General features: G+C 71.5%; 24 protein-coding genes, 1 pseudogene and 1 riboswitch. Of the genes and pseudogenes, 17 read left to right on the forward strand and 8 right to left on the reverse strand.

All coding sequences use genetic code 11. The features are described 5' to 3' along the window. Nucleotides 1-27 precede the first annotated feature (27 nt). Nucleotides 28-1,740 carry an NAD(P)/FAD-dependent oxidoreductase gene (locus tag NW895_RS14685; RefSeq protein WP_289935937.1) on the forward strand — a complete coding sequence of 571 codons (1,713 nt, stop codon included), beginning with the start codon at nt 28-30 and terminating at the stop codon, nt 1,738-1,740. 21 nt (nt 1,741-1,761) lie between these two features. Here NW895_RS14685 and NW895_RS14690 read toward each other — a convergent pair whose 3' ends face one another. Next, nucleotides 1,762-2,448, reverse strand: a complete 687-nt coding sequence (locus NW895_RS14690) for a DUF5995 family protein (RefSeq protein ID WP_289935938.1) — start codon at nt 2,446-2,448, stop codon at nt 1,762-1,764. A 175-nt stretch (nt 2,449-2,623) separates the two neighbouring features. Between NW895_RS14690 and NW895_RS14695 the strand changes: the two genes are divergently transcribed. Next, nucleotides 2,624-3,766: a glycoside hydrolase family 6 protein gene (locus tag NW895_RS14695; protein ID WP_289936022.1), complete on the forward strand. Its 1,143-nt coding sequence runs from the start codon at nt 2,624-2,626 to the stop codon at nt 3,764-3,766. On the opposite strand, the gene NW895_RS14700 is transcribed toward NW895_RS14695, so the two are convergent. Together NW895_RS14700 and NW895_RS14705 are read right to left on the reverse strand one after the other, a co-directional pair. Beyond that, nucleotides 3,745-5,124: a solute carrier family 23 protein gene (locus NW895_RS14700; RefSeq protein ID WP_289935939.1), complete on the reverse strand. Its 1,380-nt coding sequence runs from the start codon at nt 5,122-5,124 to the stop codon at nt 3,745-3,747. The genes NW895_RS14695 and NW895_RS14700 overlap by 22 nt on opposite strands. Nucleotides 5,125-5,221: 97 nt before the next feature. After that, entirely contained in the window at nt 5,222-6,433 is a 1,212-nt protein-coding gene (locus NW895_RS14705; RefSeq protein ID WP_289935940.1) for an MFS transporter, read from the reverse strand. 137 nt (nt 6,434-6,570) lie between these two features. On the opposite strand from NW895_RS14705, the gene NW895_RS14710 reads away from it, so the two are divergent. After that, nucleotides 6,571-7,797, forward strand: a complete 1,227-nt coding sequence (locus tag NW895_RS14710) for an ROK family transcriptional regulator (protein WP_289935941.1) — start codon at nt 6,571-6,573, stop codon at nt 7,795-7,797. Nucleotides 7,798-7,833: 36 nt separating this feature from the next. Here NW895_RS14710 and NW895_RS14715 read toward each other — a convergent pair whose 3' ends face one another. Further along, nucleotides 7,834-8,589, reverse strand: coding sequence for an NAD(P)H-binding protein (locus tag NW895_RS14715; protein ID WP_289935942.1), 756 nt, complete (start codon nt 8,587-8,589; stop codon nt 7,834-7,836). 314 nt (nt 8,590-8,903) lie between these two features. Continuing rightward, nucleotides 8,904-9,034, forward strand: a riboswitch (FMN riboswitch). A gap of 145 nt (nt 9,035-9,179) precedes the next feature. Between NW895_RS14715 and NW895_RS14720 the strand changes: the two genes are divergently transcribed. The 9 genes from NW895_RS14720 to NW895_RS14760 all read left to right on the forward strand — a co-directional run bounded on the left by NW895_RS14720 (nt 9,180) and on the right by NW895_RS14760 (nt 16,550). Further along, a complete protein-coding gene (locus NW895_RS14720) occupies nt 9,180-9,782 on the forward strand; it encodes a riboflavin synthase (RefSeq protein WP_289935943.1) in 603 nt (200 codons plus the stop codon). Next, entirely contained in the window at nt 9,779-10,423 is a 645-nt protein-coding gene (locus NW895_RS14725) for a nicotinamide mononucleotide transporter family protein (protein WP_289935944.1), read from the forward strand. The genes NW895_RS14720 and NW895_RS14725 overlap by 4 nt, the downstream gene beginning before the upstream one ends. After that, a complete protein-coding gene (locus tag NW895_RS14730; protein WP_289935945.1) occupies nt 10,420-11,709 on the forward strand; it encodes a bifunctional 3,4-dihydroxy-2-butanone-4-phosphate synthase/GTP cyclohydrolase II in 1,290 nt (429 codons plus the stop codon). Before NW895_RS14725 ends, NW895_RS14730 begins: the two co-directional genes overlap by 4 nt. A 23-nt stretch (nt 11,710-11,732) precedes the next feature. After that, on the forward strand, nt 11,733-12,218 hold the full coding sequence (gene ribH / locus NW895_RS14735; RefSeq protein ID WP_289935946.1) for a 6,7-dimethyl-8-ribityllumazine synthase: 486 nt from the start codon (nt 11,733-11,735) through the stop codon (nt 12,216-12,218). Nucleotides 12,219-12,251: 33 nt separating this feature from the next. Next, on the forward strand, nt 12,252-12,524 hold the full coding sequence (locus tag NW895_RS14740; protein WP_007491392.1) for a phosphoribosyl-ATP diphosphatase: 273 nt from the start codon (nt 12,252-12,254) through the stop codon (nt 12,522-12,524). Nucleotides 12,525-12,572: 48 nt separating this feature from the next. Next, on the forward strand, nt 12,573-13,421 hold the full coding sequence (gene hisG, locus NW895_RS14745; RefSeq protein ID WP_289935947.1) for an ATP phosphoribosyltransferase: 849 nt from the start codon (nt 12,573-12,575) through the stop codon (nt 13,419-13,421). Between the two features lie 22 nt (nt 13,422-13,443). Next, entirely contained in the window at nt 13,444-13,899 is a 456-nt protein-coding gene (locus tag NW895_RS14750) for a PH domain-containing protein (RefSeq protein WP_289935948.1), read from the forward strand. Nucleotides 13,900-14,136: 237 nt separating this feature from the next. Then, nucleotides 14,137-15,471: a hemolysin family protein gene (locus NW895_RS14755; protein ID WP_289935949.1), complete on the forward strand. Its 1,335-nt coding sequence runs from the start codon at nt 14,137-14,139 to the stop codon at nt 15,469-15,471. After that, nucleotides 15,468-16,550, forward strand: a complete 1,083-nt coding sequence (locus NW895_RS14760; RefSeq protein ID WP_289935950.1) for a hemolysin family protein — start codon at nt 15,468-15,470, stop codon at nt 16,548-16,550. The genes NW895_RS14755 and NW895_RS14760 overlap by 4 nt, the downstream gene beginning before the upstream one ends. 70 nt (nt 16,551-16,620) lie before the next feature. Here NW895_RS14760 and NW895_RS14765 read toward each other — a convergent pair whose 3' ends face one another. Both NW895_RS14765 and NW895_RS14770 read right to left on the reverse strand, forming a co-directional pair. After that, nucleotides 16,621-18,483: an AAA family ATPase gene (locus NW895_RS14765; protein WP_289935951.1), complete on the reverse strand. Its 1,863-nt coding sequence runs from the start codon at nt 18,481-18,483 to the stop codon at nt 16,621-16,623. 429 nt (nt 18,484-18,912) lie between these two features. After that, nucleotides 18,913-19,534 (reverse strand): annotated as a pseudogene (locus NW895_RS14770) (hypothetical protein). Between the two features lie 211 nt (nt 19,535-19,745). Here NW895_RS14770 and NW895_RS14775 point away from each other — a divergent pair. The 3 genes from NW895_RS14775 to NW895_RS14785 all read left to right on the forward strand — a co-directional run bounded on the left by NW895_RS14775 (nt 19,746) and on the right by NW895_RS14785 (nt 22,112). Then, complete coding sequence (locus NW895_RS14775; RefSeq protein ID WP_289935952.1) at nt 19,746-21,107, forward strand: peptidase C39 family protein; 1,362 nt, start codon at nt 19,746-19,748, stop codon at nt 21,105-21,107. 140 nt (nt 21,108-21,247) lie between these two features. After that, nucleotides 21,248-21,388 carry an SCO1431 family membrane protein gene (locus NW895_RS14780; RefSeq protein ID WP_289935953.1) on the forward strand — a complete coding sequence of 47 codons (141 nt, stop codon included), beginning with the start codon at nt 21,248-21,250 and terminating at the stop codon, nt 21,386-21,388. Nucleotides 21,389-21,452: 64 nt separating this feature from the next. Continuing rightward, nucleotides 21,453-22,112 (forward strand): TetR/AcrR family transcriptional regulator, encoded by a 660-nt coding sequence (locus NW895_RS14785; protein ID WP_289935954.1) that lies wholly within the window; start codon nt 21,453-21,455, stop codon nt 22,110-22,112. Between the two features lie 63 nt (nt 22,113-22,175). Here NW895_RS14785 and NW895_RS14790 read toward each other — a convergent pair whose 3' ends face one another. Next, the gene (locus NW895_RS14790) at nt 22,176-23,408 is read right to left on the reverse strand and encodes a glycoside hydrolase family 18 protein (protein ID WP_289935955.1); all 1,233 of its coding nucleotides are present in this window, start codon (nt 23,406-23,408) and stop codon (nt 22,176-22,178) included. 347 nt (nt 23,409-23,755) lie between these two features. On the opposite strand from NW895_RS14790, the gene NW895_RS14795 reads away from it, so the two are divergent. Beyond that, nucleotides 23,756-24,928 (forward strand): acyl-CoA dehydrogenase family protein, encoded by a 1,173-nt coding sequence (locus NW895_RS14795; RefSeq protein ID WP_289935956.1) that lies wholly within the window; start codon nt 23,756-23,758, stop codon nt 24,926-24,928. 419 nt (nt 24,929-25,347) lie between these two features. Here the strand turns inward: NW895_RS14795 and NW895_RS14800 are convergent, their stop codons facing one another. Beyond that, nucleotides 25,348-25,785, reverse strand: a complete 438-nt coding sequence (locus NW895_RS14800; RefSeq protein WP_289935958.1) for a hypothetical protein — start codon at nt 25,783-25,785, stop codon at nt 25,348-25,350. A 268-nt stretch (nt 25,786-26,053) separates the two neighbouring features. Between NW895_RS14800 and NW895_RS14805 the strand changes: the two genes are divergently transcribed. After that, a complete protein-coding gene (locus tag NW895_RS14805; protein ID WP_018548954.1) occupies nt 26,054-26,494 on the forward strand; it encodes an Lrp/AsnC family transcriptional regulator in 441 nt (146 codons plus the stop codon). Nucleotides 26,495-26,518 lie beyond the last annotated feature (24 nt).

Raw genomic sequence — 26,518 nt, forward strand, 5'->3', positions numbered from 1 at the left:
CTTTCTTGTGCAAGGAGTCCGTACCCCATGACGTCCACGGTGCCCAACGCCGTCGAGCACGCAGACGAGCAGCAGCCGCCGATCACCATGTTCGGCCCGGACTTCCCGTACGCGTACGACGACTTCCTCGCCCACCCGGCGGGCCTGGGCCAGATCCCCGCGACCGAGCACGGCACCGAGGTCGCGGTCATCGGCGGGGGCCTGTCCGGCATCGTGGCCGCCTACGAGCTGATGAAGATGGGCCTCAGGCCCGTCGTCTACGAGGCCGACCAGATCGGCGGCCGGCTGCGCACGGTGGGCTTCGAGGGCTGCGACCCGGCGCTCACCGCCGAAATGGGCGCGATGCGCTTCCCGCCGTCCTCCACGGCCCTCCAGCACTACATCGACCTGGTGGGGCTTGAGACCCGCCCCTTCCCCAACCCCCTCGCGGAGGCCACTCCGTCGACCGTCGTCGACCTCAAGGGCGAGAGCCACTACGCCGAGACGATCGACGACCTGCCGCAGGTCTACCGGGACGTGGCGGACGCCTGGAACCGGTGCCTGGAGGAGGGCGCCGACTTCTCCGACATGAACCGTGCCCTGCGCGAGCGGGACGTGCCGCGCATCCGCGAGATCTGGTCGAAGCTCGTGGAGCGGCTCGACAACCAGACCTTCTACGGCTTTCTCTGCGACTCCGAGGCCTTCAGGTCCTTCCGGCACCGCGAGATCTTCGGCCAGGTCGGCTTCGGGACCGGAGGCTGGGACACCGACTTCCCCAACTCGATCCTCGAAATCCTGCGCGTCGTCTACACCGAGGCCGACGACCACCACCGCGGCATCGTCGGCGGCTCCCAGCAGCTGCCCCTGCGCCTGTGGGAGCGCGAGCCGGAGAAGATCGTGCACTGGGCCCACGGGACCTCGCTGGCGAGACTGCACGACAAGGGCGAGCCGCGCCCGGCCGTGACCCGCCTGCACCGCACCGCGGGCAACCGGATCACCGTGACGGACGCGAACGGCGACATCCGGACGTACCGGGCGGCCGTCTTCACCGCCCAGTCCTGGATGCTGCTGTCGAAGATCGACTGCGACGACTCGCTCTTCCCGATCGACCACTGGACGGCCATCGAGCGCACCCACTACATGGAGAGCTCCAAGCTCTTCGTCCCGGTCGACCGGCCCTTCTGGCTGGACAAGGCCGTCGACGACAAGGGAAACCCGACGGGGCGTGACGTCATGTCGATGACGCTCACCGACCGCATGACGCGCGGCACCTACCTGCTCGACAACGGGCCGGACAAGCCCGCCGTCATCTGCCTCTCCTACACCTGGTGCGACGACAGCCTGAAGTGGCTGCCGCTGTCCGCGAACGAGCGGATGGAGGTCATGCTGAAGTCGCTCGGCGAGATCTACCCGAAGGTCGACATCAGGAAGCACATCATCGGCAACCCGGTGACGGTCTCCTGGGAGAACGAGCCTTACTTCATGGGCGCGTTCAAGGCCAACCTGCCCGGCCACTACCGCTACCAGCGACGCCTGTTCACCCACTTCATGCAGGACCGGCTGCCCGAGGACAAGCGGGGCATCTTCCTCGCCGGCGACGACATCTCCTGGACGGCCGGCTGGGCCGAGGGAGCCGTGCAGACCGCGCTGAACGCGGTCTGGGGCGTCATGCACCACCTCGGCGGGGCGACCGACCCGGCCAACCCCGGCCCCGGCGACGTGTACGACGAGATCGCGCCGGTGGAGCTGCCGGAGGACTGAGCCCGGGGCAGGGGGCCCGGGTCAGTCCGGCAGCGGCGTGAGCAGCATGCGGCCCGCGAGGCCCACCGCCGCGTCCAGCCGGTCGGTGAACTCCTCGGCGACGTCGGGGAGCCCACGCAGCGCCCACAGCGCCCGGGCCGCCGTCCACGCGGCGTCCCGGGCGCGCTCCAGGCTCCACGAGCCGAGCAGGTGCGTCAGCGGATCGGCGATCTGGAGGAGGTCGGGGCCCGGCATCAGATCTTCGCGGATGCGTTCCTCCAGCGAGACGAGGAGGTCGCCCACCCGGTCGAACTCGTCCTCCAGTGCGGCGGGTTCGCAGCCGAGCGTACGGCAGGCGTCCACCACGGCGAGCGCCAGATCGTGACCGATGTGCGCATTGATGCCCGCCAGCGCGAACTGCAGTGGTCGTACGCCCGGGTGGCGCCGGAACTGGAACAACGGCCGCCAGCAGGCGGGCGGACGCCGCTCGTCCGCCGCCGCGTCGACGGCCGCCAGATAGCGCTCCGCGAACCGTACGTCCAGCGTGATCGCGGCTTGCGCGTCCGCGAACCCGCCGGTGTCGACGCACCGGTCGACCGCCTCGGTGACGGCGAGGTAGACGCGGTTGAAGACCGCGACGCCGTCCCCGGCGGGAAGGGTCGCGCCGAGGGCGCGCATGCGCGAGATGACCGCGTCGACCGCGGTGATGACTTGTTCACGGTGCGCCATGGGGGCAGGGTGACAGCTCTAGGCTGACCCCAGTACCCGCGGGCTCGACGCTTCCCCAGAACGGGGGAACGCGCCCGCCGGGCGGGGGAGGGGGACTCGTACCGTGTCAGGCTCACGTGCCCGGCGGCTGGCCGAGCGCAGGGCCCGGCGCAGGCGCGCCGTCCGGCGCAACGCCATGGTCATGGCGGCCTCGGTCGTGGTCGCGGTCGGCGCCGCCGCCGGGATGCTGACCGCGCTCGACGAGCGGCGCGACTCGGACCGGGCACGGCCCGAGGTGACGCGTTCCCCGCGCCTGGACTCCCTGCCGGTCGTGCCCTCGGTGTCGCCGTCGGTCACCAGGTCCGCGTCCCCGGCCCCTTCGCCTTCTTCCCCTTCGCGAAGGAAGGCCGGTCCCACGCCCTCACCGACGGCGAAGGCCGAGAGGAAGCAGGGGCGGCGGACCGCCACCCCCTCCGCCCGGCTCTACCGGCACCCCGACTCCCAGGTGCTCGACTGGGTCCGCGCCCACCCCGACGACCCGCGCCGTGAGGTCATCGAGTCCCGCATCGCCGATCAGCCGGCCGCGGTGTGGTTCGCCGACTTCACGCCCGCGACCATCACCGCACGGGTCCGCGCGGTCACGGCGGGCGGCGTCGCCCGGGACCGGGTGCCGGTCGTCGTGCCGTACGCCATCCCCGACCGCGACTGCGGCGGGCACTCCCATGGCGGGGCGCCGGACCTCGACGCGTACGACGCCTGGATCGACCGGTTCGCGGCGGGGCTGGGCTCCGAGGAGGTCATCGTGATCCTGGAGCCGGACTCGGTCGCCCAGTCCGAGTGCCTCTCCGCCGGTGCGCGTGCCGACCGCTTCGCCTCCTTGGCCCGCGCCGGGCGTGTCCTGAAGGACGCCGACCCAAAGGCGCGGGTCTACTTCGACGCGGGCCACTCCGGCTGGCACACGCCCGCCCAGCAGGCGGGGTGGCTGCGGCAGGCCGGTGCCGCCTCGGCCGACTCCTCCGACGGGATCTTCAGCAACGTCTCCAACTTCCACACCACGGCCGACGAGGTCGCCTACGACCGGGCGGTGCTCGACGCCCTGGGCGGACCGCCGGGCCTGGGCGCCGTCGTCGACACCAGCCGCAACGGCAACGGCGCCCCGGCCGAGGGCGCGTGGTGCGATCCGGAGGGCCGCAAGCTGGGCCGGACGCCGACGCTCAGCACCGGTGAGGCGCGGATCGACGCCTACCTGTGGGTGAAGCTGCCGGGGGAGTCGGACGGCTGCAAGGGGGCGCCGGGGACGTTCTCGCCGTCGTACGCCTACGACCTGGCCTCGTCGTAGGAGGAGGTGCCCTCGTCCAGCAACGGCTCCTGAGTCTTCAGATGGGCCGGGGCGAAGGCGCGCAGCGCGTGGTAGCCGGTGATGACGACCAGCGTGCCCAGCGCGATGCCGCTCAGCGAGAACGTGTCGGTGAACTTCATCGTGACGTTGCCGACGCCGATGATGATGCCCGCCGCGGCCGGCACCAGGTTGAGCGGATTGCGCAGGTCCACCTTGGCGTTGATCCAGATCTGTGCGCCCAGCAGGCCGATCATGCCGTACAGGATGACGGTGATGCCGCCGAGGACACCGCCCGGGATCGCGGCCACGACCGCGCCGAACTTCGGGCAGATGCCGAACAGCAGGGCGAAGCCGGCGGCCGCCCAGTAGGCGGCGGTGGAGTAGACGCGGGTCGCGGCCATCACGCCGATGTTCTCCGAGTACGTGGTGTTGGGCGGGCCGCCGACCGCGGTGGACAGCATGGATCCGACGCCGTCGGCCGCGATCGCCGTGCCGAGCCTGTCGTCCAGCGAGTCGCCGGTCATCTCGCCGACCGCCTTCACATGCCCGGCGTTCTCGGCGACCAGCGCGATGACGACGGGCAGGGCGACCAGGATCGCCGACCACTCGAAGGAGGGCCCGTGCAGGGTCGGCAGGCCCACCCAGTCGGCCTTGCCCACACCGGAGAGGTCGAGCCGCCAGTGGTCGGTGAGCTTCCCGCTCGCGTCGACCGAGTGGATCCTGCCGAAGATCCGGTCGAAGGCCCAGGAGACGCCGTACCCGAAGACAAGCCCGAGGAAGATCGCGATCCGGGACCAGAAACCGCGCAGGCAGACCACGGCCAGACCGGTGAACAGCATCACCAGCAGGGCTGTCCACTGGTCCTGCGGCCAGTACGTGGAGGCGGTCACGGGAGCCAGGTTGAAGCCGATCAGCATCACCACCGCGCCGGTGACGATCGGCGGCATCGCGGCATGGATGATCCGTGCCCCGAAGCGCTGCACGGCGAGACCCACCAGGAACAGCGCCACGCCGACGACGAGGACCGCGCCGGTCACCGTGGCGCTCGCGCCGCCCTGCGCCCGGATGACCGCGGCGACGCCGACGAAGGAGAGCGAGCAGCCGAGGTAGCTGGGCACCCGGCCGCGGGTGGCGAGCAGGAAGACGACGGTCGCGACGCCCGACATCATGATCGCGAGGTTGGGGTCCAGGCCCATAAGTATCGGCGCGACGAAGGACGCCCCGAACATTGCCACCACGTGCTGGGCGCCGAGCCCCACCGTGCGGGGCCAGGAGAGCCGTTCGTCGGGGCGGACCACCGCTCCGGGCGCCGGGGTGCGTCCGTCGCCGTGCAGTTTCCAGCGGACGCCGAGATCCATGGTGCGGTTCGCTTTCGTCGTGCGTGCGGGTGACCGGACCATTGTCAGGGGTGCGCCGCGGCTCTCCGCGCCCGCTGTCCCGCCGCGGGCGACGCCGTCAGGGCCGCGGGTCGGGCACCGCGGCGTTCGGACGGCTGACCTTCGGGCGGTCGCGGTCGCCGGCGCGCAGCACGCCCGCGAACACGGCCAGCCCGCACGCCAGCACGGTCACCAGGCCGAACGACACCGTCAGGCTGGTCGCCTGGGCCAGACCGCCGATCGCGCTCGGGGCGATCAGCCCCGAGGTGTAGGTGATGGTCGCGACGCCCGCGATGGCGAGGCTGGGGTTGGAGCCGCTGCGGCCGGCCGCCGCGAAGCACAGCGGAACGACCACCGCGATGCCCAGCCCCATCAGCGCGAACCCGGCCATCGCCACCGCCGGATGTCCCGCGACGACGATCAGCAGCCCGCCGAGGGCGGCCAGGACACCGCTCACCCGGACCGTGCGCACCGAGCCGAAACGGTCCACCACCCGGTCGCCCGCGAACCGGGCGAGCGCCATGGTGAGCGTGAAGCCCGTCGTGCACGCGGCGGCGAGACCGGCGGAGGTCTCCAGCTGGTTGCGCAGGTAGACCGCCGACCAGTCGAGGCTCGCGCCCTCCGCGAACACCGCGCAGAACCCGACCGCGCCGATCAGCAGCGCCGACCGGGGCGGCAGGGCGAACCGCGGCGGCGGCTCCTCGTCCTCGGCGGGCTGCAGGTCGAGCACCCACCGGCAGGAGAGTACGCCGATGAGGGTGAGGGCCGCCGCGGCCAGCACGTGGTGCAGGCGGGCGTCCGAACCCAGGTGGGCGGCGAGCGTCCCGGCCGCCGAACCGATCAGGGCGCCCGCGCTCCACATGCCGTGCAGACCGGACATGATCGACCGGCCGAGGCGGTTCTCGACCTCGACGCCGAGCGCGTTCATCGCCACGTCCGCCATGCCCGCCGTGGCGCCGTAGGTGAACAGCGCCAGACAGAGGGTGAGCAGATCGGGAGCGAGGGACGGCAGGACCAGCGAGAGGGTCCACAGGGCGATCAGGCCGCGCAGGGCGTTGCGGGCGCCGAAGCGGTGGCTGATGCTGCCCGCGAGCGGCATCGCCACGGACGCGCCCAGCGCCGGGAAGGCGAGCGCCAGCCCGAGCTGGCCCGCGCTGACCCCGGCGTGATCCTGGATCCACGGCACACGGGTCGCGAACGAGCCGGTGACGGCGCCGTGCACGGCGAACACGGCCGCCACGGCGTACCGGGCGCGCCTCACCTCGCGTTGCTCGTAGGCCACCGCACTCATTCTGTCCGCCCCTCCCCGGGTCTGCTCCCCGCGCCGGTCCCGCTTCGGCGACGTAAACTATCAGGAACCCTGCCTGATAGATAGGGGATTACCGGTGGGGTGAGCCCGCGCCTCCACCGATCTGGAAGGATCCCGGCATGCCCGCATCCCCGAGCACCGCCCGGGCCATCAACGACCGGCTCGCCCTGCGTCTGCTCCAGCAGGAGGGCCCGTTGACGGCGGGGCAGTTGAAGCAGCTGACCGGCCTGTCCCGGCCGACCGTCGCCGACCTCGTCGAACGCCTCACCGCCTCCGGACTGATCGCCGTGGTCGGGGAGTCGGGGGAGCAGCGCCGCGGGCCGAACGCGAAGCTGTACGGGATCGTCGCCGACCGGGCCCATCTGGCCGCGCTGGACGTGCGCCTCGAAGGCGTCACCGTGATCGTGTCCGACCTGGTCGGCCGGGTGCTCGCCGAGGCGTCGGTGCCGATCGGCGACGAGGCGGGGACCGGCCCCGCGGTGGAGCAGGCGGTCGGGCTGGTCGAGCGGGTGGCCAAGGAGGCCGGGGCCGACCGGCTGCACACCGTCGGCATCGGCGCCCCCGGCCTGATCGACCCGGCGAGCGGAGACCTCCGCGGCTCCACCGGTCTGCCCGAGTGGCACCGCCGGCTGGTGGCGGCCCTCCAGGAGCGGTTCCCGGAGGCCCGCGTCAGCGTCGAGAACGAGACCAACCTCGCCGCCCTCGCCGAACAGCGCGACGGGGCCGCCCAGGACCGGGACACGTTCGTCCTGCTGTGGCTCGGCATGGGCATCGGCGCCGCGCTCGTCCTCGACGGCACGCTGCGGCGGGGTGCCTCCGGCGGCGCGGGCGAGATCGGCTTCCTGCCGGTACCGGGGACCACGGGACTGCCCTCTGCCACCGACTGCGCCGGCGGCTTCCACTCGCTCGCCGGGGCGGGGGCGGTGGCCGGCCTCGCGGCGGAACACGGCATGGCGGTGGCCGTCCCCCCGCACGCGCCCCACGCGGCGGCGCTGGTGAGGGAGGCGGTTCTCCGGGCCGGCCCGGCATCGCGCGCGGGGGCCCGGCCGGCCGACGCGGACCCGTCCGCCGAGCGCTTCCTCGACGCCCTCGCCGAGCGCGTCGCCCTCGGCACCGCCGCGGTCGTCTCCGTCCTGGACCCCGGTTGCGTGATCCTGGCCGGCGAGATCGGCCGCGCGGGCGGCGACGCGCTCGCCACTCGCGTACGGGACCACCTCGCCCGCATGTCACCCCTGCCGACGGAGGTGCGTCCGAGCATGCTGGGCGGCGGAGCGGTACTGCGTGGGGCACTGCTGACGGCGCGGGAACGGGCACAGGAGGAGTTGTTCGCGCCACCGGAGCGCTAGGCCCTGTCGTTCGGATCATCCCGGCGTCGCGGGGTCCTACTCCTGACGCGCACCACCGAACCGCGCCGCCAGATGTTCCTCGAACGTCCCCTTGCCCACGGCCCGCTCCGGGGCGAGGTGCCCGCCCGCCCGGAAACCCCGGTACGCCTCCCCGGCCAGCGGCACGTTCAGCACCGCCCGGCGCTGCCCGGCCGCCTTCAGATACGCGTGGGCCAGCGACTCCAGCGTCCGTACCGCGGGCCCGGCCATGTCCTCGACCCGCCCCGCCGGTGTGCCCACGGCCAGCTCGGCGAGCCGGTCCGCGACCTCCGCCACCTCGACGGGCTGGTCCCGGACACCGGCCGGCAGCAGCATGACCGGGAGCTTGGCCAGCGCCTGGAACACCCTGACCAGCAGATCGTGGAACTGCGTGGTGCGCAGGACCGTCCAGCCCAGCCCCGACTCCTCGATCAGCCTCTCCACGGTGAGCTTCGTCCGGTAGTAGCCGAGCGGCGCCCGGTCGATGCCGACGATCGAGATGTAGACCAGGTGCCCCACCCCGGCCCGGCGCGCCGCCGCGATCAGGTTCGTGGCCGCCCGCTCGTCACCGCCGCGCGGCGAACTCGCGCAGTGCACGATCGTGTCCACGCCCGCCACGGCGGCCTCCAGGGCCGGCCCGCCCTCGCGCAGGTCGACGGCGTACGGCCGGCTGTGCCGGCTGAGCACCCGCACCTCGTGCCCGGCCGCCCGCAGGCGCTCGGTGACGTGCCGGCCGAGCGTTCCGGTGCCGCCGGTCACCAGGATGGTGGTCATGCTGTTCCGTCCCTTCGTACGACCCCCAGCTTGTCCGGGAGCACCACGACCCGCACCTGGGCACGCACGAGGGGCCCGGCGGCGGGCAAGGGCCGTCGTCACCGCCGCCGGGCCGGTCCGTGTTCCAGCGGACAGTAAAAGGACTAGACCAGTCCGTCAATAGGTGTGGGTCGCCTCAAGGCCGCCGTGCCGTGCGCCGGTTGGGTCTGTCATGCACCGTACGAGAAGTCCACGGAAGCGCTCTGTGAGCGAGCCCACACCCTCCGCCCGTATGGACATCGATCAGGCGTGGCACACTGGCCCTGTACCTAAAGCAGCGCACTCCGGGGTCGGTGAAATTCCGAACCGGCGGTTACAGTCCGCGACCCGGTCGCCTCCAGCGGCCGGTTGACCAGGTGAAATTCCTGGACCGACGGTTAAAGTCCGGATGGGAGGCAGTGCGCGGCGAGCGGGCATACGTGCGCGCCGCCGAAGCGGTTCGCCCTGCGGGCGGACTCCGTCCGGCGTCGTACCCGGTGTCCTCGCTCGTCCAGTCCGTCGTCATCGACAGCCCCGGAGTCCGTGCCCGAAGAGGCAGGAGGACCCGGGAAGTGTTCACCGGAATCGTCGAAGAGCTGGGCGAGGTCACCGCCGTCGAGAACCTCGACGACGCCTGTCGCTTCCGCCTGCGCGGCCCCGTCGTCACCAAGGGCGCACAACACGGCGACTCCATCGCCGTCAACGGCGTCTGCCTCACGGTCGTCGACCACGAGGGCGACGAGTTCACCGCAGACGTTATGGCCGAGACGCTGAACCGCTCCAGCCTGGGCGTCCTCACCGTCGGCTCCCGCGTCAACCTCGAACGCCCCACCGCGGTCGGTGCACGCCTCGGCGGGCACATCGTGCAGGGCCATGTCGACGGCACCGGCGAGATCCTTGAGCGCAAGCCCTCCGAGCACTGGGAGATCGTCAAGATCTCGCTCCCGGCGGACCTCGCCCGCTACGTCGTCCAGAAGGGGTCCATCACCGTCGACGGCATCAGCCTCACCGTCGTCGACGCCGGTCCGGACTACTTCACCGTCAGCCTGATCCCCACGACCCTCGCGCTGACCACGCTCGGCCACAAGCAGAGCGGCGATCTTGTCAACCTTGAGGTCGACGTCATCGCCAAGTACGTCGAGCGGCTGCTGGCGAGTCAGGGGGCCGGCCGGTGAACTGGCTCAACTCCGAGGCGTTCACGCTGTTCGGGCAGCACATCAAGTGGTCGGACATGATCGGCAACGTGATCGGTCTGGCCGCCCTCGCCCTCGGCTGGCGGCGCTCCATCTGGACCTGGCCCGCCCAGTTCGTCTCCGGCCTCATCCTCTTCGCGGCCTTCGCCACCGCCCACCTCTCCGGCAGCGCGGGCAAACAGGTCGTCGTCATGCTCGTCGCCGGCTACGGCTGGTGGCAGTGGCAGCGCGGCAAGGGGCAGGCGGAGGACGGTCACATCGCCGTACGGTTCGCCACCTGGCGCGAGCGCGGGGTGCTGGCCGGCGCCGCCGCCCTCGGCACCCTCGCGGTCGGCGGCCTGTTCACCGCCTTCCCGACGCTGTCCTGGGACCCCTGGCCGGACGCCTACATCTTCGTCGGCACCGTCGTCGCCATGTACGCCCAGGCGCGCGGCATGGTCGAGTTCTGGTTCGCCTGGCTGCTCGTCGACCTGGTCGGCGTGCCGCTCAACTTCGCCAACGGCTTCGCCTTCTCCGGCTTCGTCTACGTCATCTACGGCGCGCTCGTCCTGTGGGGCCTGCGCGACTGGTGGCTGCGCTCCCGCAAGGCCGCGCGGCCCGTTCTGGAAGGAGCGCCCGCATGACCGCGGCCCCCATCCTGTACAGCACCGACGGCATCGAGGACTTCGCGCTCGACCCCGTCGAACAGGCCATCGCCGACATCGCCGCCGGCCGCCCGATCGTGGTCGTCGACGACGAGGACCGGGAGAACGAGGGCGACCTCGTCATCGCCGCCGAGAAGGTGACCCCGGAGATCGTCGCCTTCATGATGAGCGAGTGCCGCGGCCTGATCTGCGCCCCCATGGAGGGCGAGGAACTCGACCGGCTCCAGCTCCCGCAGATGGTCGAGGACAACACCGAGTCCATGAAGACCGCGTTCACCGTCTCCGTGGACGCCACCGCCGCGCACGGCGTGACCACCGGCATCTCGGCCTCCGACCGCGCGACCACGCTGCAACTGCTCGCGAGCGGCACGGCGGAGCCCTCGGACCTCGTCCGCCCCGGCCACATCTTCCCGCTGCGGGCCAGGCCGGGCGGCGTGCTGGCGCGTGACGGCCACACCGAGGCCGCCGTCGACCTCGCCCGGCTGGCGGGCCTGCGCCCGGCCGGTGCCATCGTCGAGATCGCCGGCGAGGACGGCCAGATGCTGCGCCTGCCCGAGCTGATCCCCTTCGCCCGCAAGCACGGCCTGACGATCATCTCCATCGAGGACCTGATCGCCTACCGCCGCAGCAGTGAGCCCACCGTCCGCCGCGAGGCCGAGACCCGCCTGCCCACCGTCCACGGCACGTTCACGGCGTACGGCTACCGCTCCACCGTCGACGGCGTCGAGCACATCGCCCTCGTGCACGGCGACATCGGCGACGGCGAGGACGTCCTCGTCCGCGTCCACTCCGAATGCCTCACCGGCGACGTCTTCGGCTCCGCCCGCTGCGACTGCGGCCCCCAGCTGGACACCTCCCTGGCCCGCATCCAGGCCGAGGGCAGGGGAGTGGTGGTCTACCTGCGCGGACACGAGGGGCGCGGCATCGGCCTGCTGTCCAAGCTGCGCGCGTACGAGCTCCAGGAACAGGGCCACGACACGCTCGACGCCAACCTGGAGCTCGGCCTGCCCGCCGACGCCCGCGACTACGGCGCCGGGGCCCAGATGCTGCGGGACCTCGGCGTGCGCAGCCTGCGCCTGATGACCAACAACCCCGACAAGACCGCGGCGCTCGTCCGCCACGGCCTCAAGGTCACCGGCCGCGAGCCGATGCCCGTACAGGCGGGTGAACACAACCTCCGGTACCTGCGCACCAAGCGGGACCGGATGGGCCACGACCTGCCCTGGCTGGACCCGTCCCCCGTGTCCGCCTGCAGCAACCAGTAAGAGAACCGAGGAGACACGAGAACGTGAGCGGCAAGGGTGCACCGGAGCTGACCGTACGCAACGTGGGTGACCTCAGGGTCGCCGTCATCGCGGCGCAGTGGCACGAGAAGGTGATGGACGGTCTGGTGGACGGCGCCCTGCGGGCGCTGCACGACCTGGGGATCGACGAGCCGACCCTGCTCCGGGTGCCCGGCAGCTGGGAACTCCCCGTCGTCGCCAAGGTCCTCGCGGGCCGCGGCTACGACGCGATCGTCGCCCTCGGCGTCGTCATCCGCGGCGGCACCCCCCACTTCGACTACGTGTGCCAGGGCGTCACCCAGGGCCTCACCCAGGTCTCCGTCGACACCGGCGTCCCCGTCGGCTTCGGCGTACTGACCTGTGACACCGAGGAGCAGGCCCTGGACCGGGCGGGTCTGCCCGGCAGCAACGAGGACAAGGGGCACGAGGCGGTGACGGCGGCGGTGGCGACGGCGGCCACGCTCCGCTCAGTATCCGAACCCTGGCGTTAGGCCCGCCGGCACACGCGTAAAGTGGGCGCCACCATGTCCAAGAAGACGTTCGAGGAGCTCTTCACCGAGCTCCAGCACAAGGCCGCCCACGGCGACCCCGCCACTTCCCGCACCGCCGAGCTGGTCGGGAAGGGGGTCCACGCCATCGGCAAGAAGGTCGTCGAGGAGGCCGCCGAGGTCTGGATGGCCGCCGAGTACGAGGGCAAGGAGGCGGCCGCCGAGGAGATCTCGCAGCTGCTGTACCACGTCCAGGTGATGATGGTCGCTCGCGGCATCTCCCTGGACGACGTCTACGCCCACCTGTAAAGCCCCTTTTTCAGACACACACCCCTTCACGCAAAGGAAGCCGACCTCATGCTGCGCATCGCCGTCCCCAACAAGGGTTCCCTGTCAGGCCCTGCGGCGGAGATGCTGCATGAGGCCGGCTACCAGCAGCGCCGCGAGTCCAAGGAACTGCGGATCGTCGACCCCGAGAACGACGTCGAGTTCTTCTACCTCCGCCCCCGCGACATCGCGATCTACGTTTCCTCCGGCCAGCTCGACATCGGCATCACCGGCCGCGACCTGCTCATCGACTCCGGCGCCAACGCCGAGGAGATCCTGCCGCTGGGCTTCGCCCGCTCCACCTTCCGCTACGCCACCAAGCCGGGCACGGCCGGCGGCGTCGGCGACCTCAACGGCATGACGGTCGCCACCTCCTACGAGGGCATCGTCGCCAAGCACCTCGCCGACAACGGCATCGACGCCTCCGTCGTCCACCTCGACGGCGCCGTCGAGACCGCCATCGAGCTCGGTGTCGCAGAGGTCATCGCCGACGTCGTCGAGACCGGGACCTCGCTGCGCAACGCGGGCCTGGAGATCATCGGCGAGCCGATCATGAAGTCCGAGGCCGTCGTGATCCGCCGCACCGGCGCGGACCCCGAGGAGCCCAAGGTGCAGCAGTTCCTGCGCCGTCTCCAGGGCGTCCTGGTGGCCCGGACCTACGTGATGATGGACTACGACTGCCGCGTCGAACAGCTGGAGAAGGCCGTCGCGCTCACCCCCGGCCTGGAGTCGCCGACCGTCTCCCCGCTGCACAACGAGGGCTGGGTCGCCGTCCGCGCGATGGTCCCCGCCAAGGAGGCCCAGCGGATCATGGACGATCTGTACGAGATCGGCGCACGGGCCATCCTGACCACGGCCATCCACGCCTGCCGCCTCTGAGCCGACGGGGGAACCGTTCGTCATGCCGGATCTGCCCGCACTTCCCGTCACCTTCCGGCCGGGCCGCACCCGTGCCGTCCTGCTGACCTCCGCCGTGGTGATGTTCGTGGTCATCACGACGGTCGCGATGCTGCTGGAACACCTCAGCACCGGGGAGCGCCTCAGTTTCGTCCTCACGGCGCTGCTCCTGGACAGCGTCCTGCTCCTGCTGGCCCGGCCCAAGGTCGTCGCCGACGAGGACGGCGTCACCGTCGTCAACCTCACCAACAAACGCCGCCTGGAATGGGCCGAGATCCTTCAGGTGAACCTCCGCCCGGGCGACCCGTGGGTGTTCCTCAACCTCAGCGACGGCACCAGCCTGCCCGCGCTCGGCATCCAGCCGGGCATCGCCAAGCAGCGGGCCATCGCCGACGCGCGCGCCCTGCGGGCGCTCGCCGAGGCCCGCTCCACCGCGCACCCCGAGGCACCTCAGGGCTGACTCGGGGCTGACTCGGGGCGGCCTTGGGGCCTTCTCGGGGACATCCACCCTGCCGCAGGCACCCCTGTCTTGATTAATCTGGTGGCGGAGGCGCACCCTATGCGCCTCCGCCTCTGTCGCACCGCCCGGTGCACAGGGGCTCCTGCTACCCGAGGAGTGACCTACTCCGGCGATGGACGGATCGTCCTGCAGTACCTGCGCCGCCCCCTGCCGACATAGCGCGGAGGCGGCGGCATCATGACCATCCCCCTGCTGCTCCTGGCAGCCGCTTTCCTGCTGATCCTGGCCAACGGCTTCTTCGTGGCGGCCGAGTTCGGCCTGGTCACGGTCGAGGCCACGGAGGCCGAGAAGGCCGCCGCCGAGGGCGACCGACGAGCCCACCGGGTCGTCGAGTCGCTCAAGGAGCTGTCCTTCCAGCTCTCCGGCACCCAGCTCGGCATCACCATCACCTCCCTCGTCGTCGGCATGCTCGCCGAACCGGCGCTCGCCCAGCTGCTGGACGGCCCGTTCACCGCGATCGGCATCCCCGAGGGCGCGGTGTCCGGCGTGGCCGTGGTCGTCGGCATGCTGCTGGCCTCGGCCGTGCAGATGGTGATCGGCGAGCTCGTGCCCAAGAACTGGGCCGTGTCCCGGCCCATGCAGGTCGCGCGCTTCGTCGCCGGCCCGCAGCACGCCTTCGCACGCCTGTTCCACCCGGTGATCGCCGGTCTGAACGCCGTCGCCAACCGTCTCGTCCGCGCCCTGGGCATCGAGCCGACCGAGGAGCTGGCCTCCGCCCGCACCCCCGACGAACTCGTCTCGCTCGCCCGGCACTCCGCGCAGGCCGGCGCCCTGGAACAGGACACAGCGGACCTTTTTGTACGAACCCTCTCGCTGGCCGAGCTGACCGCGCAGCATGTCATGACCCCGCGCGTGAAGGTGAGCGCCCTGCAGTCGTCGGCGACCGCCGAGGACGTGGTCAACCTGACCCGCGCCACCGGCCTGTCCCGCTTCCCCGTCTACCGGGAGAAGATCGACGAGATCGTCGGCATGGCCCACCTCAAGGACGCCCTCGCGGTGCCCGTGCAGGACCGCCTGCGCACCCCCGTCGGCCGTATCGCCCGCCCGGCGCTGCTCGTCCCCGAGACGCTGCCCGTCCAGCCCCTGCTCGCCCGTCTGCGCAGCGAGCAGCCCATCGCGGTCGTCGTCGACGAGTACGGCGGCACGGCCGGCGTCGTCACGCTGGAGGACATCGTCGAGGAGATCGTCGGCGAGGTCCACGACGAGCACGACGACGTGCTCAACGAACTGCCCGAACTCGCCGCCGCCCCGTCCGAGGACGGCAGGCCCGCCTGGGATGCCGACGGCAGCTGCCGTGTCGACATCCTGCAGCGCATAGGCCTCGATGTGCCGGAAGGGCCGTACGAGACCGTCGCCGGCCTGGTCGCCGACCTGCTCGGCCGTATCCCGGCCGTCGGCGACAAGGCCGAGCTGCCCGGCTGGCGGCTGTCCGTGCGCCAGGTCGGCCACTACCGCGCCGAGCGCGTGCGGCTGGTGCGGACGGCCCCCGTCGCGGCGGAGGTCTCCCGATGAGCCTGCTGCAACTCCTCTTCGCCGCGCTGCTCGTGCTCGCCAACGGCTTCTTCGTCGGCGCCGAGTTCGCGCTGGTCTCCGTACGCCGCAGCCAGATCGAACCGCTCGGCACCGCCCGGGCCCGCCAGGTGCTCTACGGCCTGGAGCGGTTGCCGCAGATGATGGCGGCCGCCCAGTTCGGCATCACCGTCTGCTCGCTGACCCTGGGCGCGGTGGCCGAGCCGACGGTCGCCCACCTGCTGGAGCCGGTCTTCGAGTGGATCCACCTGCCGCACGGGATGGTTCACCCGCTCGGCTATGTCATCGCGCTCGCCGCCGTGGTCTTCTTCCACCTCGTCATCGGCGAGATGGTGCCGAAGAACCTGGCGATGGCCGCCCCCGAGAAGGTCGCGCTGTGGCTCAGCCCCGGCCTGGTGGCCTTCGCCCGCCTCTGCAAGCCGATCACGGTCGCCCTCGGTGCCTGCGCCCAGGGCATCCTGCGGCTCTTCCGGGTCGAGCCGAAGGACGAGGTCGAGGCCGTCTTCACCAGCGAGCAGCTCAACCGGCTCGTGGAGGACTCCGGCCAGGCGGGCCTGCTGGACCCGGAGGAGCAGGAGCGCCTGGAGGACGCCCTGGAACTGGGCTCCCGGCCGGTCACCGACGTGCTGCTCAAGAGCGAGTCCCTGGTGACCGTCCCCCCGTCGGTCACGCCGGGCCAGATCGTCGAGCTCACCGCCCGCACCGGCTACTCCCGCTTCCCGATCGCCGCGGGGACCGGTGCCTTCATGGGCTACCTGCACGTGAAGGACGTCCTGGATCTGGAGCACTCCGACCGGGCCGTGCCCCAGCAGATCTGGCGGCCCATGACCACGCTGCGGTCCGAGCTGCCGCTCGACGACGCGCTGACGGTGATGCGCCGGGCTGCCACGCATCTGGCGCAGGTGGCGGACACGTCCGGCAAGGTGCTCGGCCTGGTGGCGCTGGAGGACGTACTGGAGCTGCTGGTCGGTGAGGTACGGGATCCGGCGCATCGACAGGTGCCGGAGGTGAAGCTGGCGGAGCCCAGGACCGGGGCCCCGGAGGAGGCGCTCACCGGCTGAGCGCGCGGGCGCCGCGCGGCGCCGGCCCGCCGGGGCCCGCCTCCCGTCCGCGGTGGTGCCGCGGGGTCCGTCATATCGCCGACGGATCCTGCGGTCCCCGCCCCGACAGCACCTCCCCGTACGCCTGCATGAGATCGGGCAGCCGAAGCGTCGCCAGGTCCTCCCGGGTCAGCGTCCCCGGATACACCGACAACCGCAGATCCCGGTACGCGCAGCTCTTCTCGTACAGCGTCCGCAGGAACCGTCCGTTGCCCAGCTCGTCGATCCACCCCTGATCCACCACGTGTCCGGCGATGGACCGCAGCTCCTCCAGCGCCTCCTCGTCCCACATGTCGCCGTTCTCGGCGGCGAGGACCTTGCCGATCTCGGTGAGTTCGAGGGGCCGGTAGGAGGGGAAGTCGACGCGGGTGGTGAAGCGGGAGGACAGCCCGGGGTTGGCGGCCAGGAGGCGGTCCATGCCCTCGGGATAGCCGGCCAGGATCACCACCAGGTGGTCGCGGTTGTCCTCCGCCCGCTTCAGCAGCACCTGCAGGGCCTCGTCGCCGTACGCGTCGCCCTTGCCGTAACCGGAGTTGGAGAGGGCGTAGGCCTCGTCGACGAACAGCACACCGCCCAGCGCGGAGTCGATCAGCTCGTTGGCCTTCACCGCCGTCTGGCCGAGGTACTCGCCGACCAGGTCGGCCCGCTGGGCCTCCACGAGGTGGTCGCCGCCGAGCAGGCCGAGGGCGTAGAAGACGCGGCCCAGGATCCGGGCGACGGTGGTCTTGCCGGTGCCGGAAGGGCCGGAGAAGACGAAGTGGCGTTTCGGCGGCTGGACCGGCAGCCCCTGGCCGGCCCGCAGCCGTGCCATGTTCAGCTGCGCCGACAACGCCTTGACCTGCCGTTTCACCGGTTCCAGGCCCACCATGCGCTCCAGCTCGGCAAGCGCCTCCTCAAGCAGCCCGGGGTCGGTCGGCCCGGCGGGCAGCGACTGCGCGGTGGCCACGGTCTTCTCCCGCACCGCCGGGTCGGTCACCGACGGCAGGGGACCGGTCGGCGGCTCGGGGTCGGACAGCTTCAGGTCGCGCTCCTCGGTGCCGAAGAGCGGGTCCAGACCGTCCGGGCCCTCCCCGCAGTCCTGCCCGGCGCCGGTGAGCGTGATCGCCGCGAGGTCGGCGGCATCGTCGTATCCGTCGCCCTCGGCGATCGCCGCGAGCCGTGCCGAGGTGTCCATGAAGGCGGGGTCGACCCGGTGCACGGCACGGTACAGGGGCAGCGCCGCCGCGCTGCGGCCCGTGCCCTCGTGGGCCCGCGCCAGCCAGTAACGCAGCTCCTTGCGCTGTGGCTGCTCGCTGCGGCAGCGCATCAGGGCCGCCGACAGCAAGGGCTCGGCCTGTCCGTACATCTCCAGGCGTACCCGGGCCATGCCGCCGAACAGCCCTGCCTCGATGCCGAGCATGGGGTCGGCGAGCAGTGGGTCGGTGTGCCGGACGAGCTGTTCCCAGTCCTTGACCAGGTAGGCACGGCAGGCGTGCAGGAAGCGGACCTGGGGATCGGTGTCCACGGGCGGCAGCCCGGCGAGGGCCCGGTCGAGCTCGGGGACATGGCGGCCGTCCAGCCAGTGGGAGGCGTGCGCGAGCAGCAGGTCGCGGGGGCTCTCCAGCACCGGCTGCACCCACCAGCCCAGCCAGTACCAGGAGTTGAGGGTGCGGCGATGCCGGGTGCGCTGCTCGCCGAAGCGGTCCCGGTGCCGGAACATCCGAAGCAGCGCGGTCGTGGTGTCGACGCGCAGGGCGTGCAGCCCGAGCCAGCCGTCGGCCATCCCGGGATCCATCCGCACGGCGGTCCGGAACTCCTCCTCCGCCTGTGGATACGCTCCCATGGTGTAGGCGTCCACGCCTCGCAGCCAGGCGAGGTCGGCCGGGGCCTGAGGGCCCTGGGTGCCGAAGTCCATCACGTCCCCCACAAACCGTGCCCCCGTCGGTCTGCCGCCGGGCCGTCGCCCGCCGGCTGCCTTGGTCGAACCGCTGTACCGCGGACCGGAGTTGCAAGGTGCGCGAAGCTGCCGTCCGTAGGTCGCACCGAGGGCATCGTACCTGCGGTGGAGTCGGCGCCGAAGGGTGCCGCACGGGCCGTTCGGCGAGGTGGGAGCAGACGGACGCGCTCAGCTCGGTGACCGAGGGTGAACGATTTACGCCGCGCGGCGCCCGGAAAACAGGAGGAGGACAGAACGAAGCCCCCGATCACGGGGGAACAACCGGGGGCTTCGCGTCTGTCGGCGGCTCCGAATGGCCGCACATTGAGAACGTAAGTCCTGTACGGTCCCCCGGTCAAGCCGAGTTGAGGCACTGCGGGAAGTTCCCCTGCAAGGGTCTTCACAAGTTCAGCACACTGCGGACGGTCCGTCACCGTGCGTGAGGGGGCTGGTCCGGTCCAACGTCCCCACGAGGGCCCGGAAGTACCTCATACCCCTTCTCGCACTGGCGCACCAGAAGGTCGGCGAACGGCCGGGAAGGATCGTCGGCGAAGTGACGGCGCTCGGCCCGCATCCATCCGGCCCAGAAGTCCCGCTGCTCCTCCCCGTCCCGCGACCGCCCGCGCGCCCACGCCTCCTCGGGTGGCAGCTCCATCCACAGCAGCAGCGCCAGATGCGGGCGCAGAGCCCGGCGGCCCGCGCCGACCCCCTCGACGAGGATCACCGGGGCGGGCGGCAGCGCGCGGGGTGGTCCGAAGCGGCGGGCCCGCCAGTCGTAGGGGGTGTAGTGCGCGGTCTCGCCGTGGCCGAGCGGTTCGATCACCTGGCTCCGCAGACGCCCGGTCCAGTCGAACAGCTCGTCGTGGCTGGCGATGTCGTCGAGGTGCAGCACGGGAGCCCCGCCCAGCGCCGCGGCCAACTGCGCGGCGAACGTGGTCTTTCCCGAGCCGGCGTGCCCGTCGACGGCGATCAGGCGGGCCGGGCCGCAGGACGGGGGCAGACGGCGGATCCGGGAGGCGAGGTCGTGAATGGCTGGTCCTGGGGGCGTGAAGTGGGCGGGGATCCCTGCACTCTAGCGGCGCCCGCGTGACCGCGCCCCAGGTCACGCCAGTGGTGGAGACCAATATTGGTGGACGCGGCGCGGGCCGAAGTGCTGGCAGGAGCGGCCGCCCGCCTTCATAGTTGGCGCACACACGTGCAACGGACCTGCCCCGACTCGGACACCTGGGGGTCTTGTGCCCATGAGCAGAGCCGAACAGCCGTCCCGCAGAACCGTTCTGGCCGCCGTGGTCGCCGCCGCGGCCGCAGGCAGCGCCGGTCCGGCCCTCGCCGACAGCGCGAGTGACGCCGCGGACCCCGACCAGGCCGTGGCCCGCACCGTCGACAACCGCGCCTGGACCACCTACACCGACTGGCGCGGCGGCACCGCGCAGGGCACCCGTGCCGTCGCGGGTGCCCGGCCCGGCGTCGTGATCGGCACCCCCGCGGGCACCGCCGACCACACCGACCCGCACACCGGCAAGACCGCCACCTGGGAGTACGCGACCTGGACCTCCCCCGTCCACACGCTCGCCGTCCCCGCCACCGAGGCGATCGCCTCCTGGAACGCGCACACCCCGGCCGGCACCTGGCTCCAGATCGAACTCAGGGGTACGTACTCCGACGGCACGGCCACGCCCTGGTACGTGATGGGCCGCTGGGCGGCCGGCGACGGGGACATCAGGCGCACCTCGGTCGACGGCCAGAGCGACGGCAAGAGCACCGTCTGGACGGACACCTTCTCCCTCGACGACCCGGCCACGGGACTGCGTCTCGTCTCGTACCGCCTCCGTCTGACCCTCTACCGCAAGCCCGGCACCAAGCTCACTCCCACCGTGTGGCGGCTCGCCGCGATGGGCTCCGACGTCCCCGACCGCTTCACGGTCCCGGCTTCCACCCCCGGCCTGGCCAAGGAACTGATCGTCCCGCGCTACTCCCAGGAGACCCACCGGGGGCAGTACCCGGAGTACGACAACGGCGGCGAGGCCTGGTGCAGTCCCACCTCCTCCCAGATGATCATCGAGTACTGGGGTGGGCGGCTCACCCCCGAGCAGCTGGCCTGGGTCGATCCGTCGTACGCGGACCCGCAGGTGTGCCACGCGGCCCGGTTCACGTACGACTACCAGTACGCCGGCTGCGGCAACTGGCCGTTCAACGCCGCCTACGCGGCCACCTTCAAGGATCTTCGGGGCGTGGTCACGAGGCTCGGTTCGCTCACGGACCTGGAGACGCTGATCGCGGCCGGAATCCCGGTCATCACCTCCCAGTCCTTCCTGAAGGAGGAGCTGACCGGGGCGGGGTACGGCACCGCGGGGCATCTGATGACCGTGATCGGCTTCACGGCCGCCGGTGACGTGATCGCCAACGACCCGGCCTCGCCGAGCAACGAGGCGGTGCGGCGCGTCTACGACCGGCGTGAGTTCGAGAACATCTGGCTGCGGACCAAGCGGTACAACGCCTCCGGAAAGGTCGTCTCCGCAACGGGCGGCGTCTGCTACCTGTACTTCCCGGCGCGGTCGACCCCGCGCCGGGAAAGGGCCCTCGCGGCGGTGGGGGTGCGCTGACCCGGGCCGTGGCGGCCCCCGGCGACAACCGGGGGCCGCGCCCCTGTGACCAACGTCTCCGCCGCACTGGCCGCACCCGGTGGCAAGGTGGACAGAACCCCAAGAGGCCACCGCACATCCGAGACCGGCAGCGAGACACCATGACCGCACACACAGCCACCGCCGCGCGCGTCCGCACCGGCGGCCCGCAGGACGACGGCCCCAAGGCCCTGGAGCACATCGCCGGCTGGGCCCTCGTCGTGGTGATCGCGATGCTCGTGACCCAGCTCGGCCTGGTGTGACCTGACCCATATCCGACCTGCCATACTGCGGGTGTCCCGCCGCCCGTTGAGACCAGGGTCGAAATTGAATATTAGTCAACAGCGCGATGCCGCCCGCCCCAGATCGCGCGGCACCGAGCGTTCGCTGGCACGCCGCGCCGAACTCATCGCCATCGGGCGGAGGTTGTTCGCCGACACGTCCTACGACGCGCTGTCGATGGACGACATCGCCCGGCAGGCGCATGTCGCCAAAGGGCTGATCTACTACTACTTCCAGTCCAAACGGGGCTACTACCTGGCGATCATCCAGGACTCCGTCGCCGACCTGGTCTCCTTCGCGGCGAGCGGACTCGAACTGCCGGCGGTGGACCGGGTCCACCGCACCATCGACGGCTATCTGCGCTACGCCGAGCACAACCAGGCCGCCTACCGCACGATCGTCAGCGGCGGCGTCGGCTTCGACACCGAGGTGCACGCCATCCGGGACTCGGTGCGCGAGGCGATCATCGCGACCATCGCCGACGGGGCGTACGGCCGCGGTGACATCGCGCCGCCGGCCCGCATGGGCCTGCTCGCCTGGGTGTGCGGTGTCGAGGGCGCCACCCTGGACTGGATCGACCGCCCCGAACTGCCCCGCGACACCATGCGCGAGCTGCTGGTGAGGATGCTGGGCGGCGCCCTGCGCGCCATCGAGGATCTGGACCCCGCCTATCCGGCTCCGCAGCCCGCCCGCCGTAACGCCTGACGCGAGGGGGCGGAGGCCCGCTCGGACCTCCGCCCCGACTCCGCTGTCCGTTCTGTCCCGCGGTCAGCTGATCGCCTTGATCAGCTCACCGCCCGCGGTGTCACCGCTCAGCTCCCAGAAGAACGTGCCGCCCAGTCCCTGCTGGTTCTTGTACGCCATCTTGGTCGCGATCGTCGCCGGGGTGTCGTAACTCCACCAGTCGTTCCCGCACTTGGCGTACGCGGTGCCGCCCACCGTGCCGGTCGCCGGGCACTTCGTCTTCAGCACCTTGTAGTCCTCGATGCCCTGCTCGTACGTCCCTGCCGCCGGGCCGGTCGCGGTGCCGCCGGGCGCCGCCTGCGTGACGCCGGTCCAGCCGCGGCCGTAGAAGCCGATGCCGATCAGCAGTTTCGAGGCCGGGATGCCGAGGCTCTTGAGCTTCGCGATGGTCGCGGAGGTGGTGTTGGTCGCCTTGGGGATGCCCGGGTACGAGGTCAGCGGCGAGTGCGGGGCCGTCGGGCCGGTGGCGTCCCAGGCGCCGAAGTAGTCGTACGTCATCGGGTTGTACCAGTTGACGTACTGCGCCGCGCCCGCGTAGTCGGCCGCGTCGATCTTGCCGCCCGGGCCGGCGTCGGCGGTGATCGCGGCGGTGACCAGTTGGTTCGAGCCGAACTTCGCCCGCAGTGCCTGCATCAGGTTCTTGAAGGCCGCCGTGCCGCTGGTGTCACAGGTGGCGCCGCACGCGTTGGGGTACTCCCAGTCGATGTCGATGCCGTCGAAGACATCGGCCCACTGGGAGTTCTCGACCAGGTCGTAGCAGGACTGGGCGAAGGCGGCCGGGTTCTTCGCGGCCTCGCCGAAGCCGCTCGACCAGGTCCAGCCGCCGAAGGACCACAGGACCTTGAGGCCCGGGTGCAGCTTCTTCAGCTTGCGCAGCTGGTTGAAGTTGCCGCGCAGCGGCTGGTCCCAGGTGTCGGCGACGCCGTCCACGGACTCGGCCGCGGTGTAGGCCCGGTCGGTCGCCGCGTAGGAGTCGCCCATCGCGCACTTGCCGCCGGTGACGTTGCCGAAGGCGTAGTTGATGTGTGTGAGCCTGGCCGCCGAGCCCGAGGTCTGGATGTTCTTGACGTAGTACTTGCGGTCGTAGGTGCCCCATTCCGTGAAGTAGCCGATGACCTTGGAGCCGGCGGCTTCCCGGCCCTCGGGCTTGGCGGTCGCGGTGCCCGCTCCGGCGAGCAGTCCGGCCCCGAGGACGGTCGCGCAGGCGGCGGAGACCAGCGCCCGGAAGCGGACGCGAGGGTGGTGCGAGGTGAGCATCGAGAGTCTCCTCATGGGGGAGAGGCGAACCTGCCCGATTGGCATGAACGCGATGATGCGGTGGTGGTCCGTCACCGTAGAAGGACTAGACCAGTGAGGTCAATGGTTCGGACCAATTTCGATGCTTCTCGCGTGGCGGTCCAGGGGGAGTGGATTTCTTGAAGTAAGCGATCGTTAACTGGTGACTGCATGCCTCCGATCGGGCATACTCACAGCGCAGAGCCGCTGGTCAACAGCTTCCGAGACCCGGGAGTGCGAGCATCGGCCAGGCCCAGCAAGACCCGGCGGCACGGCCCCCACCCAGGGCGCGCATCCGCCGACTGCCCGACAGGGAGGAGAGCGTCGCCATGCCCGACCGCGCCCCGCAGCCGGTGGACCGACAACTGCCCACGGACGAGGCACGGGATCTGATCTCGCTCGTCCGCGACATCGCGCAGCGCGAGATCGCCCCGAAGGCGGCCGAGGAGGAGGATGCCGGACGCTTTCCGCGCGAGGTCTTCGCCCTGCTCTCCGCCTCCGGCCTGCTCGGCCTGCCGTACGACTCCGAGTACGGCGGCGGCGACCAGCCGTACGAGGTCTACCTCCAGGTCCTCGAAGAACTCGCCGCGTCCCGGCTCACCGTCGGGCTCGGCGTCAGCGTGCACACCCTGGCCTCCTACGCCCTCGCCACCTACGGCACCAAGGAGCAGCAGGTCGAGCACCTGCCCGCGATGCTGGGTGGCGGTCTGCTGGGCGCGTACTGCCTCTCCGAGCCGTCCTCCGGCTCCGACGCGGCCTCGCTGCGCACCAGGGCGGTGCGCGACGGCGACGACTGGGTGATCACCGGGACCAAGTCCTGGATCACGCACGGCGGTATCGCCGACTTCTACACCGTGATGGCGCGCACCGGCGAGGAGGGCCCGCGCGGGATCACCGCCTTCCTGGTGCCGGGTGATGCCGAGGGGCTGAGTGCCGCGGCACCGGAGAAGAAGATGGGCCTGAAGGGCTCGCCCACCGCTCAGGTCCACCTCGACGGCGTACGGGTCGGTGACGACCGGCGCATCGGCGACGAGGGCCAGGGGTTCGCGATCGCCCTGTCCGCGCTGGACTCGGGGCGCCTCGGCATCGCGGCCTGCGCGATCGGCCTGGCGCAGGCGGCGCTGGACGAGGCGATGGCGTACGCGGCCGAGCGGCGGCAGTTCGGGAAGCCGATCGCCGACTTCCAGGGGCTGCGGTTCATGCTCGCCGACATGGCGACCGAGATCGAGGCGGGCCGCGCGCTGTACCTGGCGGCGGCCCGGCTGCGGGACGCCGGCCGGCCGTTCGCCAGGCAGGCGGCCATGGCCAAGCTGCACTGCACCGACGCGGCGATGAAGGTCACCACCGACGCCGTCCAGATCCTCGGCGGGTACGGCTACACCGCGGACTTCCCGGCCGAGCGGTACATGCGCGAGGCCAAGGTGCTGCAGATCGTCGAGGGCACCAACCAGATCCAGCGGATGGTCATCGCCCGTCATCTCCTGGGGCCCGAGGAGCGCTGAGCCGGCCGAGGCCGCGCCAGGGCGCCGCGAGCCGTACCCACTCCGGGTCGTCGCGCCCCGGCAGGGTACGGCCGCGGTCGGCCCAGGTCCGCACCAGGTCGCGGTAGATCGGCGGGTCCGGGAGGGCCGGCGGAACCGACCCGGTGGGCGGCAGGACGAGCTCCAGGTGCTGACGCCCGGTCGTTGAGTACGTGGGGGTCATACCAGGGCAACGCGGTGGAGCGCGGACAGGTCACCGGCCGGAGGAATCGGGCGTGCGTTCATGGGGTCCGGCCGCCCGCGGTGTGCCGCCCCGCCGGCCCCTCTGGTGAGCCGTCACGTGGTGGTCGTCCGGCTCCCTGCTCCGGACGCACTGAACCTGCACCACGGCAACCCGTGAGGCGTGGTGCAGGACAGTGGTTTGGGATGAGCGGGTGCGCTCAGGCGGCCTGGCGCCGCTGGACGGGGACCCTGATGGGGCGCGAGCCCGGGCCGCCGACGTGGGAGAACGGCTGCGTCCGCCAGTCGAGCCCCTGAGGGAGCGTCAACAGCAGGGCGGTGTCCTGCTCCTGCGGCTGGAAGGACTCGTCCGCGGGGCGGGCGTCGGAGGCCCGGCGACCGGTCCCGGCGCAGACCGTGAGCCCGAACGGGTTCCACGGCGAGGCGCACAGCGCGTGCTCCGGCAGGAACTCCTCGTCCGCCAGCAGCGCGATGGGCTGCGCGCAGTCCGGGCAGATCACCCGGTACATCTCGAAGGTGTCGTACGCGTCGAGCTCCTCGTCGTCGAAGGCGTCGGGTTCGACGCCCTCCGGCTCGGGCTCGACGACCGGCTGGAGCCGCTTGGGCGCGGTGCGACCAGGGCGCTTAAGACTCTGCATGGATTTCTCCCCCTCGGGCTGGGCCGTGAAGGCGCTGCGGCCTCGACCACAGCAAGCACTTCCCGTCCCCTCTCGGCGGTAATCACGAGAGCATCACGGAGACTGTTCGAGGCCTGTGGCGTTCGTCACATGCCGCGCGCAGGTGCCCCGTGCGGTGTGTTTGTCCCCCAGGCGGCTCACAGGTGGCTCCCCGTCACATCACGAACCGGGCATGACCTGGGCCGCTCAGGTATCCGAGGAGATCAGCCGCACTGTAGGTTCTTGCGCCATGGAGGAGCTGGACCGACAGATCGTGCAGCTGCTCGTCAAGGACGGGCGGATGAGCTACACAGACCTGGGCAAGGCCACGGGCCTGTCCACGTCGGCCGTGCACCAGCGGGTGCGGCGGCTGGAGCAGCGTGGCGTCATCCGCGGCTACGCCGCGGTCGTCGACCCGGAGGCCGTCGGGCTGCCCCTGACCGCGTTCATCTCGGTGAAGCCGTTCGACCCCAGCGCCCCCGACGACATCGCGGACCGCCTGGCCGGGGTCCCCGAGATCGAGGCCTGTCACAGCGTCGCGGGCGACGAGAACTACATCCTCAAGGTGCGCGTGGCCACGCCGCACGAACTGGAGGAACTGCTCGCCCGGCTGCGCTCCCTGGCGGGGGTGTCGACGCGGACGACGGTGGTGCTGTCCACGCCGTACGAGGCGCGTCCGCCGCGCATCTGACGCGGCGGCAGGGCCCCCGAAACG

The organism is Streptomyces sp. S.PNR 29 (genome assembly GCF_030386795.1).
Classification (GTDB): Bacteria; Actinomycetota; Actinomycetes; order Streptomycetales; family Streptomycetaceae; genus Streptomyces.

What these genes read in the sequence shown, in the direction of transcription:
- NW895_RS14780 (WP_289935953.1), top strand. Translation starts at nt 21,248, where the DNA reads ATGACCGCACACACAGCCACCGCCGCGCGCGTCCGCACCGGCGGCCCG.
- NW895_RS14805 (WP_018548954.1), top strand. Translation starts at nt 26,054, where the DNA reads ATGGAGGAGCTGGACCGACAGATCGTGCAGCTGCTCGTCAAGGACGGG.
- NW895_RS14740 (WP_007491392.1), top strand. Translation starts at nt 12,252, where the DNA reads ATGTCCAAGAAGACGTTCGAGGAGCTCTTCACCGAGCTCCAGCACAAG.
- NW895_RS14705 (WP_289935940.1), bottom strand. Translation starts at nt 6,433, where the DNA reads ATGAGTGCGGTGGCCTACGAGCAACGCGAGGTGAGGCGCGCCCGGTAC.
- NW895_RS14775 (WP_289935952.1), top strand. Translation starts at nt 19,746, where the DNA reads ATGAGCAGAGCCGAACAGCCGTCCCGCAGAACCGTTCTGGCCGCCGTG.
- NW895_RS14765 (WP_289935951.1), bottom strand. Translation starts at nt 18,483, where the DNA reads ATGGACTTCGGCACCCAGGGCCCTCAGGCCCCGGCCGACCTCGCCTGG.
- NW895_RS14700 (WP_289935939.1), bottom strand. Translation starts at nt 5,124, where the DNA reads ATGGATCTCGGCGTCCGCTGGAAACTGCACGGCGACGGACGCACCCCG.
- NW895_RS14690 (WP_289935938.1), bottom strand. Translation starts at nt 2,448, where the DNA reads ATGGCGCACCGTGAACAAGTCATCACCGCGGTCGACGCGGTCATCTCG.
- NW895_RS14800 (WP_289935958.1), bottom strand. Translation starts at nt 25,785, where the DNA reads ATGCAGAGTCTTAAGCGCCCTGGTCGCACCGCGCCCAAGCGGCTCCAG.
- NW895_RS14685 (WP_289935937.1), top strand. Translation starts at nt 28, where the DNA reads ATGACGTCCACGGTGCCCAACGCCGTCGAGCACGCAGACGAGCAGCAG.
- NW895_RS14760 (WP_289935950.1), top strand. Translation starts at nt 15,468, where the DNA reads ATGAGCCTGCTGCAACTCCTCTTCGCCGCGCTGCTCGTGCTCGCCAAC.
- hisG (WP_289935947.1), top strand. Translation starts at nt 12,573, where the DNA reads ATGCTGCGCATCGCCGTCCCCAACAAGGGTTCCCTGTCAGGCCCTGCG.
- NW895_RS14715 (WP_289935942.1), bottom strand. Translation starts at nt 8,589, where the DNA reads ATGACCACCATCCTGGTGACCGGCGGCACCGGAACGCTCGGCCGGCAC.
- NW895_RS14790 (WP_289935955.1), bottom strand. Translation starts at nt 23,408, where the DNA reads ATGCTCACCTCGCACCACCCTCGCGTCCGCTTCCGGGCGCTGGTCTCC.
- NW895_RS14755 (WP_289935949.1), top strand. Translation starts at nt 14,137, where the DNA reads ATGACCATCCCCCTGCTGCTCCTGGCAGCCGCTTTCCTGCTGATCCTG.
- NW895_RS14730 (WP_289935945.1), top strand. Translation starts at nt 10,420, where the DNA reads ATGACCGCGGCCCCCATCCTGTACAGCACCGACGGCATCGAGGACTTC.
- NW895_RS14710 (WP_289935941.1), top strand. Translation starts at nt 6,571, where the DNA reads ATGCCCGCATCCCCGAGCACCGCCCGGGCCATCAACGACCGGCTCGCC.
- NW895_RS14795 (WP_289935956.1), top strand. Translation starts at nt 23,756, where the DNA reads ATGCCCGACCGCGCCCCGCAGCCGGTGGACCGACAACTGCCCACGGAC.
- NW895_RS14750 (WP_289935948.1), top strand. Translation starts at nt 13,444, where the DNA reads ATGCCGGATCTGCCCGCACTTCCCGTCACCTTCCGGCCGGGCCGCACC.
- NW895_RS14695 (WP_289936022.1), top strand. Translation starts at nt 2,624, where the DNA reads ATGGTCATGGCGGCCTCGGTCGTGGTCGCGGTCGGCGCCGCCGCCGGG.